This is a genomic window from Paracoccus hibiscisoli (assembly GCF_005048265.1).
Lineage (GTDB): Bacteria > Pseudomonadota > Alphaproteobacteria > Rhodobacterales > Rhodobacteraceae > Paracoccus > Paracoccus hibiscisoli.
The window spans coordinates 83,497-96,762 of the sequence record NZ_SUNH01000008.1 but is presented as its reverse complement, the minus strand read 5'-3'; the positions used below and the strand labels follow the sequence as shown (position 1 = coordinate 96,762).

Below are 13,266 nucleotides of genomic sequence, written 5' to 3'. Positions count from 1 at the left end.
TATGAGAAAAACGCATAAACATTCACGATTGACTTCTGATTATCGCATCATACCCTGAAGGCCAAGCGCGATTACACCACCGGGGAACCAACCACGGGGCGACCGATCCGCACAGCCACCAACAGAGAGGACTTATCCATGAAAGCACTGACCTTGCCCCTTATGGCGGGCATCATGGCGGCGGGCCTTGCCCCGGCCTCGGCGCAGACCCTGTCCATCGGCCTGAAATCCGAGGCGACGTCGATGGACCCGCAGTTCCATCAGCTGTCCACGAACATCCAGGTCGCCAAGAACATCTTCGAGGCGCTGACCACCCAGGACGCGCTGCAGATGGTCACCCCCGGCCTTGCCGAAAGCTGGGAGGTGGTGGACGACACCACCTGGCGGTTCAAGCTGCGCCAAGGGGTCAAGTTCCACGACGGCAGCGATTTCACCGCCCGCGACGTGATCTATTCCTTCTGCCGGGTGCCGCTGGTCGAGAATTCGCCCTCGCCCTACACCATCTTCACCGGCGGCATCGCCGACATGGCGGCCGAGGATGACCACACCCTGACCATCACCACCACCGCCACCAACCCCCTGCTTCCCGTCGATCTGTGGAGCCTGGCGATCCTGTCGGCCAATGCCCTGGGCGCCGAGGATCAGGTGACCTACGGCCCCGAGGGCACCTGCGAAGGGATGGGCGACGTGCCGCAGGCCCCGGCCTTCAACGATCCGGCCATCGCCGTGGGCACCGGCCCCTATATCCTCGACCGCTACAATCGCGGGTCCGAGGTCGTGGTGACGCGGTTCGACGATTACTGGGGCGGCACCCCCGACTGGGAGCGTGTGACCATGCGCCCGATCACCAGCGACGGCCCCCGCGTGGCGGCCCTGCTGGCGGGCGACGTGGACATGATCGAATCGCCCCCCATCCAGGACATCCCCCGTATCGAGCAGGGCGGCTTTACCATCGTCGACGCGCTGTCGAACCGGATCATCTATCTGCACATGCTGCAGCAGGAGGATGCGCCCGGCATCGGCGGCACCGACGGGGAGAACCCGCTGATGGATGCCCGGGTCCGCGAGGCGATCTCGATCTCGATCAACCGCGAGGCGATCACCGAACGGATCATGGGCGGCTATGCGCAGGCTGCGGGCGAATTGCTGCCGCCGCCGATGTTCGGCACCTCGGGGCGCGACGTCGATCCCTATGACCCCGACCGCGCCCGCGAACTGCTGGCCGAGGCGGGCTATCCCGATGGATTCTCGATCACGCTCGGCACGCCGAACGACCGCTATATCAACGACGAACAGGTGGCGCAGGCCGTGGCGCAGATGCTGGCCCAGATCGGCATCAGCGTCAGCGTCGATGCCAGCACCGCAAGCCAGTTCTTCTCGCGCCGGAATGCGCTGGAATTTCCGGTCTATCTGGCGGGCTGGGGCGCGTCCTCGGGCGACATGTCCTCGCCGCTGAAATCGCTGGTGGCGACGTTTGATGCGGCCACGGGCATGGGGCCGACCAATGCCGGCCGCTATTCCAACCCCGAGATGGACACCCTGCTGATCGAGGCGATGGCCACCATCGACGACGAGGCGCGCGACCAGATGCTGCAGGATGCGCAGACCATGGTGCTGGACGATCATGGCATCATCCCGCTGCATTACGAACAGACGGTCTGGGCCATGAAGCCCGACCTGATCTATGAGCCGCGCGTGGACCAGTACACCATGGCCCGCGAAGTCAAACGCGCCGCCGAATGATGCGCCCCTCCGGCACCCCCCTCTGCGGGGTGCCGGATCACCGCCCGATCACAGGGACCCCATAATGATCGTCTATCTTGTCCGCCGCGTGGGCCAAAGCCTGCTGGCCGTCATGGCCATGGCCGTGCTGGTCTTTATCGGCGTCTTCTTCATCGGCAACCCCGTTGATGTGCTGGTCAACCCCGAGGCGAGCCAAGCCCAGATCGCCGCCACGGTCGAGCGGTTGGGCCTGGACCGCCCACTGTATGAACAGTTCGGCATCTTCGTCTGGAACGCCCTGCAGGGCGATCTGGGGACGTCCTTCGTCTATGGCCGCCCGGCGCTGGAGATCATCCTGGACCGCCTGCCCGCCACGATGGAGCTGGCGCTGGTCGCGCTGGCCCTGTCGGTGGGCATCGGCATCCCGCTTGGGGTCTGGGCGGGGCTGCGTCCCAACAGCATCGCCGGGCGCACGATCATGGGGGGGTCGATCCTGGGCTTCTCGCTGCCGAATTTCTGGCAGGGGATGCTGCTGATCCTGGTCTTTGCGGTGCTGCTGGGCTGGCTGCCCGCCGGTGGGCGCGGTGAAACCACCGAATTTCTGGGCATGCAGGTCAGCTTTCTGACCTGGGACGGGCTGTCCCATCTGATCCTGCCCGCCATCAATCTGGCGCTGTTCAAGATGTCGCTGATCATCCGTCTGGCCCGCGCCAACACGCGCGAGGTCTGCATGCAGGATTACGTGAAATTCGCCCGCGCCAAGGGCCTGTCGCCCCGCCGCGTGGTGCTGGTCCATGTGCTGAAGAACATCATGATCCCGGTCGTGACCATCATCGGGTTGGAACTGGGCTCGATGGTCGCATTCGCCATCGTGACCGAGACCGTGTTCGCCTGGCCCGGCATGGGCAAGCTGCTGATCGACAGCATCAACCTCTTGGATCGCCCGGTGATCGTGGCCTACCTGATGCTGACGGTGCTGATCATCGTGGCCATCAACCTGCTGGTCGACGTGATCTATTCGGCTATCGATCCCCGCATCCGCCTGTCGGAGATGAAGGGATGACCGAGATCGCAACCCCGACCCCCGTCCGCATCGACAGCCCCGCGAAACGCATCGCCAAGCAGTTCGTCGAGGACAAGATCGCCGTCATCGGCCTGATCCTGTTCGTGCTGATCGCGATCATCGCCATCGCGGCGCCCTGGATCGCGCCGCAGAACCCCTATGATCTGCGCCAACTGAGCATCATGGATGGCGGGCTGCCGCCAGGCGATGCCAGCTTTGCGACCGGCCAGACCTTCTGGCTGGGCACCGACCCGCAGGGCCGCGACATGCTGTCGGCGATCATGTACGGGCTGCGCATCAGCCTGATGGTGGCGGTCGTCTCGCTGACGCTGGCGATCACCATCGGCACCATCGTCGGCGTGGCCGCCGCCTATTTCGGCGGGCGTTTCGACAGCATCGTCATGCGCATCGTCGATCTGCAGCTGTCCTTTCCCGCCATCCTGATCGCGCTGATCCTGCTGGCGCTGCTGGGGCGCGGGGTGGACAAGGTGATCCTGGCGCTGGTCATCGTGCAATGGGCCTATTACGCGCGCACGGTGCGCAGCTCGGCCATGGTCGAGACGCGCAAGGACTACATCGACGCCGCCCGCTGCCTGGCCCTGTCGGACCGCCGGATCATGTTCCGCCACCTGCTGCCCAATTGCGTGCCGCCCCTGATCGTGGTCGCCACCGTGCAGATCGCCCAGGCCATCGCGCTGGAGGCGACGCTGTCCTTCCTGGGCGTGGGCGTGCCCATCACCGAGCCGTCCCTGGGCCTGCTGATCGCCAATGGCTACGACTACCTTCTGTCGGGCCGCTACTGGGTCAGCGTCTTTCCCGGCATCGCCCTGGTCGTCACCATCGTCGCCATCAACGTCGTCGGCGACCGCCTGCGCGATGTCCTGAACCCGAGGTTGCAATCATGAGCGCGCTTCTGGACGTCCGCGATCTGCAGACGCATTTCTTCACCCGTGACGGGGTCGCCAAGGCCGTGGACGGGGTCAGCTTTTCGCTGGAACGGGGCCAGATCCTGGGGCTGGTCGGGGAATCCGGTTCGGGCAAGTCGGTCACGGGGTTCTCCATCCTGGGGCTGGTCGATCCGCCGGGCCGCGTGGCGGGCGGGCAGGTCGTCTTTGACGGCGACGATCTGATCGCGGGCGGCGAGGGGATGATGCGCACCCTTCGTGGCAAGCGCATCGCGATGATCTTCCAGGACCCGATGATGACCCTCAACCCGGTCCTGCGCATCGACACCCAGATGGTCGAGACCGTGCGCGCCCATGACAAGGTGTCCAAATCGGCTGCCCTGGCCCGCGCCCGCAATGCGCTGGTACAGGTCGGGATTTCCTCGCCGGACGAGCGACTGAAAAGCTATCCGCACCAGTTTTCGGGCGGTATGCGCCAGCGCGTGGCGATCGCCATCGCGCTCTTGCACAAGCCCGACCTGATCATCGCGGACGAACCCACCACCGCGCTGGACGTGACCATCCAGGCCCAGATCCTGTCCGAGGTGCAAAAGCTCTGCGCCCAATCCGGCACCGCGTTGATCTGGATCACCCATGATCTGGCAGTGGTGTCGGGCCTGGCCGACCGTCTGGCGGTCATGTATGCGGGCCGCATCATCGAGGCCGGCCCCACCGCCGCGATCATCGCCAACCCCCGCCACCCCTACACGCGCGGGCTGATCGACAGCGTCCCGCAGGGCAAGCGTCACGGCGCGATGCTGACCCAGATCAAGGGCATGACGCCGTCGCTTCTGAACCTGCCGCAGGGCTGCAAGTTCGCGCCCCGCTGCCCGCGCGCCGATGCCGCCTGTCAGGTCGAACCCGCGCTGACCCCCGCCGGACCCGACCGCCAGGTGCGCTGCCACCACCCCCATGCCGACCACGAGGCCACGCCGTGACCGAGACCCCCATTCTGCAGATCGAGGGCCTGTCCAAGCGGTTCTCCAAGGATCTGGACATCGCCGAACGCACCGCCCGCCGCTTGGGCGCCAAGATCGCGCCGGTGACCGTTCATGCGGTCGATACGATCAATCTGGACATCCGCCGCGGCGAGGTGCTGGGCCTTGTCGGCGAATCCGGCTGCGGCAAGTCCACGTTGGGGCGGATGGTGGCGGGGCTGACCCAGCCCAGCCAGGGCCGCATCCTCTATAACGGGCAGGACGTGGCGGGGCTGAAAGGTGCCGATGCCCGCAACGCCGCGCTGAAGATCCAGATGATCTTTCAGGACCCGATGTCGTCGCTGAACCCCCGCCTGCAGGTCCGCGACATCGTGGGCGAGGCGCCGCGCGTCCACGGCATCGTCCCGCGCCGAGAGATCCCCGCCTATGTCGAGCGGATGCTGGAACAGGTCGGCCTGGACCCCAGCATGGGCAAGCGCTATCCGCACCAGTTCTCGGGCGGGCAGCGGGCGCGGGTGGGCATCGCCCGCGCGCTGGCGGTGCGCCCCGATTTTCTGGTCTGCGACGAATCCGTGGCAGCGCTGGACGTGTCGATCCAGGCGCAGGTCCTGAACCTGTTCGTTCAGCTGCGGCAGGATTTCGACCTGACCTATCTGTTCGTCAGTCATGATCTGGGCGTGGTCGAACATATCTCGGACCGGATCGCGGTCATGTATCTGGGCCGCCTGGTCGAACTGGGCGAGGCCGAGGATCTGATCGCGCGCCCCGACCACCCCTATACGCAGGCGCTGGTCAGCGAGATCCCGACCTTCGAGACCGGCAAGAAGACCTATCACGCCATCAAGGGAGAGATCCCCTCTCCCCTGAACCCGCCCTCGGGCTGCCATTTCCACCCCCGCTGCCCGCATGCCCATGACCGCTGCCGCCTTGAGGTGCCCGCGCTGCGCGAGGTGGCCCCCGGCCGCCTGTCGGCCTGCCACCTGAACGACCAAGCCTGAAACCAAAGGACTTCCCGATGCGAAACGACAACCCCCTCTGGCCGCTGGTCGATTCCCGCGCCACCGCGTTCACCGGCCTTGCCGATGCCGTGTTCGATACGCCCGAACTGGCCTATGGCGAGGTGCAATCCTGCGCCGCCCACACCCAGATGCTGCGCGACCAGGGCTTCCGCGTGACCGAGAATCTGGCCGGCATCCCCACGGCGGTGATGGGTGAGGCCGGCGAGGGCGGCCCCGTCATCGCGATCCTGGGCGAATACGATGCCCTGCCCGGCCTGTCCCAGGAACCAGGCCTGGCCCAGCCACGCCAGATCGCCGATCACGGCTTTGGCCATGGCTGCGGTCACAACCTGCTGGGATCGGCCGCCCTCTCTGCCGCCACCGCGGTCAAGGACTGGCTGGAGGCCGAAGGACTGCCCGGTCGCGTCCGCTACTACGGCTGCCCGGCCGAGGAAGGGGGTGCTGCCAAGACCTACATGGTCCGCGACGGGCTGTTCGACGATGTCGACATCGCCATCACATGGCACCCGGCCAGCTTCAACGCGGTCGACGACATGCGGTCCCTGGCCAACACGCGCATCGACTTTACCTTCCACGGCAAGGCGGCCCATGCGGCGGGCGCGCCGGAACTGGGCCGCTCGGCGCTGGACGCGGTCGAGCTGATGAACATCGGCATCAACTACATGCGCGAACACATGCCCGACGCGGCGCGGGTCCATTACGCCTATCTGGACGCGGGCGGCATCGCCCCCAACGTGGTCCAGGCCAAGGCCACTGTGCGCCAGCTGATCCGCAGCCCCGATCTGGCGGGCCTGTCCTCGCTGGTCGACCGGGTGCGCAAGATCGCCGACGGCGCGGCGCTGATGTCGGGCACCACCGTGACCTCGCGCGTGTTCTCGGCCGTGTCGAACCTGACCGAGAACGCGCCCCTGTCCCGCGCCATGCAGGCGCAGTTCGAGGCACTTGGCCCCGTTCCCTTCGACGGCGACGATGCGGCCTTCGCCACCGCCATCCGCGAAAGCCTGACGCGCGAGGACATCGCCGACACCTTCAAGCGCCTCGCGATGAAGCCCGACTATGACCTGCCGCTGTGCGATTTCATCGCGCCGCTGGACCGGCCCTTCATGGGCGGCATGGGCTCGACCGATGTGGGCGATGTCAGCTGGGCGGTGCCCACCGTGCAGGCGCGGGTGGCGACCTGCGCGATCGGCACCGCGCTGCATAGCTGGCAGCAGACCGCACAGGGCAAGGCGCCCGCCGCGCATAAGGGTATGCTGCATGCGGCCAAGGTGATGGCCGCGACGGCGCATGCGGCGCTGACCGACCCGGCGTTGATCAAGGCCGCCAAGGCCTCCCATGCCGAACACCTCGCAGACCACCCCTATGCCTGCCCCATCCCGGCCGAGACGCGCCCCCCGATCGAGGCCGCCTGACCGCGCGCCCTCAGCGTGCGAGGGCGTGCATCTGGGCGATCAGGTCGGATTTCCCCTCAAAGCCGATGCCCGGCATTTCGGGCATCAGCACATGGCCGTTCTGCACCGCGACCCCGTCGGGAAAGCCACCATAGGGCTGGAACAGGTCGGGATAGCTTTCATTGCCGCCCAGCCCCAGACCGGCGGCGATGTTCAGCGACATCTGGTGCCCGCCATGCGGGATGCAGCGCGTGGGGGACCAGCCGAACTGGCGCAGGACCTCCAGCGTGCGCAGGTATTCGACCAAGCCGTAAGACAGCGCGCAGTCGAATTGCAGGTAATCGCGGTCGGGCCGCATCCCGCCATGGCGCAGCAGGTTGCGGGCGTCCTGATGCGAGAACAGGTTCTCGCCGGTGGCCATCGGCGCGTCGTAGAATTCCGACATGGCGGCCTGTAGGGCATAGTCCAGCGGGTCGCCGATCTCCTCGTACCAGAACAGCGGATAGGGGCGCAGCATCTTGGCATAGGCGATGGCCGTCTCCAGATCAAAGCGGCCGTTGGCGTCCACGGCCAGCTGCGCCTCTGACCCGATCTCGTCCAGCACGGCCTCGATCCGCCGGCGGTCCTCATCCAGCGAGGCGCCGCCGATCTTCATCTTGACCACGGTATAGCCGCGGTCGACATAGCTGCGCATCTCGGCCCGCAGGGCACCGTTGTCCTTGCCCGGATAGTAATAGCCCCCCGCCGCATAGACAAAGACGCGGGGGTCCGCCTCGCGCCCATGCAGGGCGGCCAGATGGCGGAACAGAGGCCTGCCCTCGATCTTGGCGACCGCGTCCCAGATGGCCATGTCGATCGTGCCCACCGCGACCGAGCGTTCGCCGTGGCCGCCCGGCTTCTCATTTGCCATCATCGCGGCCCAGATGCGGTGCGGGTCCAGGTTGTCGCCCGCATCGGTCAGCAGGCTGTCGGGCGCGGCCTGCAGGATCCGGTCGGCGAACCGCTCTCGGATCAGGCCGCCCTGACCATAGCGCCCGTTCGAGTTGAAGCCGTACCCCACGACCCTCTGGCCGTCGCGGATGACGTCGGTCACGACCGCGACCAGGCTGGTCGTCATCTTGCTGAAGTCGATATAGGCGTTGCGGATCGGAGAGGCGATCGGCTTGGTCACCTCGCGGATGTCGATGATGCGCATGGTGTGGCTCCTTTTTTCGGGGGGCGCGTCACCCCAGCAGGTGAACGCCCGCGACGATGAACGTGCCCAACAGGACCGTCTCGGCGACGATCAGGGCGATGGCGGTGCCGCCCACATCCAGCATGCGGACCAGCGAGGTGTTGATGCCCACCGCCGCGATGGCGATCAGCAGGGCCCACCGGCTGGCACCCTCGGCCAGGGACGACAGGGCAGGGGGGATCACCCCCAGGGAGTTCAGCGTGGCCAGCGCCAGAAAACCCACCACGAATGACGGCAACAGCGGCGGACGCTTGGCCCCCGGCTCCAGATCGCCCAGCCCCCCGGCCCGGATCGCCAGCGAAAAGATCAGGACGACCGGGGCCAGCATGGACACGCGGATCAGCTTGACCAGCGTCGCGGTCTCGCCGACCTCGGGGCTGATCGAAAAGCCCGCGCCGACCACCTGCGCCACATCATGGATGGTCCCGCCCAGAAACACCGCCGATTCCAGCGGGTTGAACCCCAGGGCGGTGGACAGCGGCGGATAGATCACCATGGCAACGGTGGACAGGATCGTCACCGACAGGACGGTGAAGGCCAGGTTGCGGTCCGATTTGTCGGTCCGCGGCAGCACGGCGGCAATCGCCATCGCGGCCGAGGCGCCGCAGATCGCGACCGATCCCCCCGTCAGCAGCGCCAGCCGCCAGCCCCGCCCGAACAGCCGCGCCGCCAGCAGCGCGAACAGGATCGTCACGATCACACCCGCGATCACCAGCGCGATCATGGGGCCGCCCAGTTCGGCCAGCATCTGCACCGAGATCCGCGCCCCCAGCAGCGCGACCCCAAGGCGCAGCACCGTTTTGGCCGAAAACGCGACCCCGGTGGCGGTGCGGGTGCCGGGTTCGGCCAGGAAATTCAGCGTCAGGCCCAGCAGCAGCGCCATCAGCATCGCGGGCGCGCCGTAATGTTCGGCCAGAAACTGCGCGGTCACGGCCACGAGGATGGACACCGCGATGCCGGGAAACAGCGCCCTGATCCGCGACTGGTCGAGGCCCGCGATCATCCCCTCAGACCCCAAGCGCGTCGATCTGCGCCAGCAGCGCATCATCGACCTGCAGGCCGTCCGCCGCCGCTTTCCGCAGATCGTCGCGGCGCGCACCGGGCAGGCGGGCTCCGGGCTGCTGGGCCATCGCATCGGCCAGATCGTCGATCCGCGCCCGCGCCATGTCGGAAAACGCGTCCGGGTCCAGCGCCAGGATCAGCTGACCGACGCCCGGCGGCGGGCCATCGGCGTCAAAGAACGACGACGCTTCATGCGCGAAATTGGCGCCCATCAGGCCCGCCGCCAACAGCTCGACCATCAGCGCCAGCGCGGTGCCCTTGGCGTCGCCCATGGGGATCATTGTGCCGGACAGCGCGGCGGCGGGATCGGTGGTGGGCTGTCCGTCGGCGTCCAGCGCCCAGCCCTCGGGGATGGCGGTGCCTTTCTGCTCGGCGGCCATGATCTTGCCGCGCGCCACCTTGGACAGGGACACATCCACGACGATGGGGCTGCGCCCGCCGGACCGGGGCGCGGCAAAGGCGATGGGGTTCGTTCCGAACAGCGCCTTGCGCCCACCCCAGGGCGCCATCGCGGCGGGCGTGTTCGCAAACAGCAGCGCGACCAGACCGGACCGGGCCAGACGCTCGACCGTGACGCCGGCGACGCCGCAATGATGCGACCGGGCGATGCCGGCGGCCGCGATGCCCTGGCGCGGCGCGGCCTGGGTCAGCCAATCCACGGCCAGATCCAGCGCCGGATAGGCAAAGCCCATCGCGGCATCCACGGCCATGACGCCGGGCCGCGGATGAGTGGCGGTGGGCGTGGCAAAGCCGTCCACCTTGCCCGACAGCGCCTGCGCGCCGTAGGACGGCACGCGCCGCAGCCCGTGGCCCGACTGGCCCACCAGCTCGGACGCGACCAGCGCTTGGGCGACGGAGCGGGCATTCGCCTCTGCGGTCCGGCAGCGCATGAGGGTGCGAAGGATCAGGTCATGGACCTGATCGGGCGTCATCGTGACCATGGCTCAGACCCTCTCCGCAAGGTGGTCCAGAACCCGGTCGGCGATCAGGCTGCTGACCCGGACGTTGGCCTGGGTGGTGACGCCGGCGATATGCGGCGTCAGGATCAGGTTTGACAGGCCCGCGAAGCGCTGACCGGCCTCGGCCGTCAGGGGCTCGACCTCGAACACGTCCAGCGCGGCACCGGCCAGATGGCCCCGCCGCAGAGCGTCCGCCAAGGCATCCTCGTCAACGACACCGCCGCGGGCCGCGTTGATCAGCACCGCGCCGGGGCGCATGGCGCGCAACGCAGCGGCGTCGATCATGTGGCGCGTCTGCGGGGTCAGCGGCACGTGCAGGCTGATGACATCCGACCCGGCCAGCAGGTCCGCGCGCGACACCGAGGTGACATCGCCCCATGCCGGATCATCGGCAGGCCGATGCGGATCATGGGCGATCACCGTCATGCCCATCGCCTGCGCGCGCCGCGCGACCTGCCGTGCGATGGCGCCATAGCCCATCAAGCCCAGGGTCAGGGCGGAGGCTTCGGTCCCGATCAGGTCCTGGCGGGGCCAGTCGCCCGCGATGACCCGGTCAGTCGCGGTATAGGCTCCGCGCAGCAGCATCATCGCGGTGGTGATGACATATTCCGCCACCGCCAGATCATTGGCCCCGGTCGCGGGCCAGACCGTGATGCCGCGCGCCTGACAGCCCTCCATGTCGATATTGTCCAACCCCACGCCAAGCCGCCCGACGGCCTGCAGCCGGGGCGCCGCCGCCAGCAGGTCGGCATCGACGCGGGTGCGGTTGCGCACGATCAGCACGTCGGTCGTGGCGACCTGGGCCAGCAGATCGGCCCGGCGGTCGACCAGATCGGGCGCATAAAGCGTGTCATGGGACGCCGCGATCCGCTGCACCGCAGCCTCGTCCATGAATTCGGTGATGACGATACGCGACATGGCGTTTCCTTTCCTAGAACAGCAGTGCCTGGGGCAGGGGGACGTTCAGCACCCTGTCCAGCGTCAGATAAAAGCCCACCACCATCGCCAGCAGGCAGGCCAGATAGACCGCCAGACGGCGCGCGGTCAGGCGCCCGAACTGGCCCGTCAGCATCAGGATGATGCAGGCCGCAAGCGAAGTGACGAACAGCCCCAGATGCGGAAAGACCAGCGCCCAGCCCAGCATGGTCGCGGCCAGCACCAGCCCGCGCACCGTGCCGTCCGCACCCGCGCCTTCGGCATTGATGCCGCCCTGACCGCGCAGGCTGCGCAGGATCTGCAGGACCGACAGCCCCGCCAGCGTGCCGCCGATGGCATAGGGAAAGGCCGCGGCCATGGGCGACAGGCCCCGCGCCTGCATCAGCATCACGACCGCCAGCCCCAGGAACACGACCGACCCCGCTAGGCCCGCCCGGTCCACCCGTGTCGTCGCGGCGACCCTGTCGCGGGCCAGGTCCTGGGCCACCAGCCGGCGCGCCGTACGGCCGCGCAGCAGCGGCAGCATCATCGTCAGCACGATCAGCGCGACGATGGCCCAGCTGATCGGCCGGTTCAGCAGCAGCTGGCCCATGAAGTCGCCGCGCGCGCCGCCGATCATCCAGGCGCGCATGAAGCCCTGTTCCGCGATCTGGCCCAGGACCAGCCCCAGCACGATGGGCGATGCGCCGAACCCCGCCAGCCCCGCGGCCCATCCGACCAGCCCCAGCACCACCATGACCAGCACGTCATGCGGGTTGGCATGGATGGCAAAGCTGCCGATGACGGTCATGAAGGCGATCAGCGGCACCAGCATCGCCTTGGGGACATTGGTGATGAAGCGGAAGGCATAGCGCCCGATGATCAATCCCACCGGCAGCATCAGCAGCGTGGCGATGACCAGCCCGGTCATGAAGACATAAACCGTGCCGTCGCCCGACTGGAACAGCGACGGCCCCACCCGGATGCCCTGCACCATCAGCGCGCCCATGATGACCGCATCCGGCGGCGTGCCCGGAATGCCCAGCACCAGCGTGGGGATGAAGCCGCCGCCGACGGTGGCGTTGTTGGCGCTTTCGGTGGCCAGCAGGCCGCCCGGTTCGCCCTTGCCGAAATTGGCGGTGTTCTTGGAGGCGCGGCGCGCCTCGGAATAGGCGATCAGCGAGGCGATCGAGCCGCCCGCCCCCGGCAGGATGCCCACCAGCGTGCCGATCAGCGACGACCGGATAAGGTTGAACCAGTTCCTGACAGAGATCCCGATGGCCTCGAACAGGCGGAAACCGCGCGCCTCGCCGGGGTCCAGGTGCTGGTCCGGGGTGGCGACCATGCCGATCAGCACCGGGATGCAGTAAAGCCCGATCAGCGCCGCGATGATGTCGATACCGCCCAGCATCGAGGGCATGCCGCCGGTGAACCGCATGTCGCCGCCGATGACGGCCACGCCGATCATCGACAGGAACAGCCCGAACATGCCGCCCATCAGGCCCTTGACCAGATTGCCCTGCGACAGGGTCGCGATCAGGGTCAGGCCCAGGATGGCCAGCCAGAAATACTCGGTCGATTGAAAGGCCAGCGCCAGCGTGGCCAGACGCGGGGCCAGCGTGATCAGCAGGATCGCCCCCAACAGACCGCCGAACACGCTGGCGATGGTGGCCAGCGTCACGGCCAGATCGCCGTCACCGCGCCGGGCCATGGGATAGCCGTCAAAGGTGGTGGCGATGGCACTGGGCGTGCCCGGCGTGTTCACCAGGATCGCCGCAAAGGCCCCGCCATAGATCGCGCCGGTATAGATCGCCCCCAGCATGATCAGCCCCGATGCCGGGTCCATGACGAAGGTGAAGGGCACCAGCACGGCGATGGCCATGGTGGCCGACAGTCCCGGCAAGGCGCCGATGACCGTGCCGCCCAGCACCCCCAGCAGCGCCAGAAGCAGGTTCATCGGGCTGAGCGCTTCGAACAGAATGGTTGCTGCATTGGCCATGGTTCACCCCCTTGGACGTG

Annotated in this window: 11 protein-coding genes; 6 read left to right on the top strand and 5 right to left on the bottom strand. The window is 67.6% G+C overall.

Features of this window, described 5'->3' with window-relative positions; genetic code table 11:
* Positions 1-138: 138 nt before the first annotated feature.
* The 6 genes from FA740_RS06570 to FA740_RS06545 all read left to right on the top strand — a co-directional run bounded on the left by FA740_RS06570 (position 139) and on the right by FA740_RS06545 (position 7,098).
* Positions 139-1,743, top strand: coding sequence for an ABC transporter substrate-binding protein (locus FA740_RS06570; protein ID WP_136855984.1), 1,605 nt, complete (start codon positions 139-141; stop codon positions 1,741-1,743).
* 64 nt (positions 1,744-1,807) lie between these two features.
* Positions 1,808-2,785: an ABC transporter permease gene (locus FA740_RS06565; protein ID WP_136855983.1), complete on the top strand. Its 978-nt coding sequence runs from the start codon at positions 1,808-1,810 to the stop codon at positions 2,783-2,785.
* A complete protein-coding gene (locus FA740_RS06560) occupies positions 2,782-3,690 on the top strand; it encodes an ABC transporter permease (protein WP_136855982.1) in 909 nt (302 codons plus the stop codon). Before FA740_RS06565 ends, FA740_RS06560 begins: the two co-directional genes overlap by 4 nt.
* Positions 3,687-4,667: an ABC transporter ATP-binding protein gene (locus tag FA740_RS06555; RefSeq protein WP_136855981.1), complete on the top strand. Its 981-nt coding sequence runs from the start codon at positions 3,687-3,689 to the stop codon at positions 4,665-4,667. The genes FA740_RS06560 and FA740_RS06555 overlap by 4 nt, the downstream gene beginning before the upstream one ends.
* The gene (locus FA740_RS06550; protein WP_136855980.1) at positions 4,664-5,665 is read left to right on the top strand and encodes an ABC transporter ATP-binding protein; all 1,002 of its coding nucleotides are present in this window, start codon (positions 4,664-4,666) and stop codon (positions 5,663-5,665) included. Before FA740_RS06555 ends, FA740_RS06550 begins: the two co-directional genes overlap by 4 nt.
* Positions 5,666-5,682: 17 nt before the next feature.
* Positions 5,683-7,098: a M20 family metallopeptidase gene (locus FA740_RS06545; protein WP_136855979.1), complete on the top strand. Its 1,416-nt coding sequence runs from the start codon at positions 5,683-5,685 to the stop codon at positions 7,096-7,098.
* A 10-nt stretch (positions 7,099-7,108) separates the two neighbouring features.
* Here the strand turns inward: FA740_RS06545 and FA740_RS06540 are convergent, their stop codons facing one another.
* From FA740_RS06540 to FA740_RS06520, 5 genes are read right to left on the bottom strand one after another with little or no spacing between them, the layout of a single operon-like run.
* Positions 7,109-8,272 (bottom strand): mandelate racemase/muconate lactonizing enzyme family protein, encoded by a 1,164-nt coding sequence (locus FA740_RS06540; protein WP_136855978.1) that lies wholly within the window; start codon positions 8,270-8,272, stop codon positions 7,109-7,111.
* A gap of 28 nt (positions 8,273-8,300) precedes the next feature.
* A complete protein-coding gene (locus FA740_RS06535; protein WP_136855977.1) occupies positions 8,301-9,314 on the bottom strand; it encodes a YeiH family protein in 1,014 nt (337 codons plus the stop codon).
* Positions 9,315-9,318: 4 nt separating this feature from the next.
* Entirely contained in the window at positions 9,319-10,314 is a 996-nt protein-coding gene (locus tag FA740_RS06530) for an Ldh family oxidoreductase (protein ID WP_136855976.1), read from the bottom strand.
* Positions 10,315-10,317: 3 nt separating this feature from the next.
* Positions 10,318-11,250: a hydroxyacid dehydrogenase gene (locus FA740_RS06525; protein WP_136855975.1), complete on the bottom strand. Its 933-nt coding sequence runs from the start codon at positions 11,248-11,250 to the stop codon at positions 10,318-10,320.
* Between the two features lie 13 nt (positions 11,251-11,263).
* Complete coding sequence (locus tag FA740_RS06520) at positions 11,264-13,246, bottom strand: tripartite tricarboxylate transporter permease (RefSeq protein WP_136855974.1); 1,983 nt, start codon at positions 13,244-13,246, stop codon at positions 11,264-11,266.
* Positions 13,247-13,266: the final 20 nt, after the last annotated feature.

Bases quoted from the DNA above. Each gene is read 5' to 3' on its own strand.
- FA740_RS06570 (WP_136855984.1), top strand. From the start codon at position 139: ATGAAAGCACTGACCTTGCCCCTTATGGCGGGCATCATGGCGGCGGGC.
- FA740_RS06565 (WP_136855983.1), top strand. From the start codon at position 1,808: ATGATCGTCTATCTTGTCCGCCGCGTGGGCCAAAGCCTGCTGGCCGTC.
- FA740_RS06560 (WP_136855982.1), top strand. From the start codon at position 2,782: ATGACCGAGATCGCAACCCCGACCCCCGTCCGCATCGACAGCCCCGCG.
- FA740_RS06555 (WP_136855981.1), top strand. From the start codon at position 3,687: ATGAGCGCGCTTCTGGACGTCCGCGATCTGCAGACGCATTTCTTCACC.
- FA740_RS06545 (WP_136855979.1), top strand. From the start codon at position 5,683: ATGCGAAACGACAACCCCCTCTGGCCGCTGGTCGATTCCCGCGCCACC.
- FA740_RS06540 (WP_136855978.1), bottom strand. From the start codon at position 8,272: ATGCGCATCATCGACATCCGCGAGGTGACCAAGCCGATCGCCTCTCCG.
- FA740_RS06535 (WP_136855977.1), bottom strand. From the start codon at position 9,314: ATGATCGCGGGCCTCGACCAGTCGCGGATCAGGGCGCTGTTTCCCGGC.
- FA740_RS06530 (WP_136855976.1), bottom strand. From the start codon at position 10,314: ATGGTCACGATGACGCCCGATCAGGTCCATGACCTGATCCTTCGCACC.
- FA740_RS06525 (WP_136855975.1), bottom strand. From the start codon at position 11,250: ATGTCGCGTATCGTCATCACCGAATTCATGGACGAGGCTGCGGTGCAG.
- FA740_RS06520 (WP_136855974.1), bottom strand. From the start codon at position 13,246: ATGGCCAATGCAGCAACCATTCTGTTCGAAGCGCTCAGCCCGATGAAC.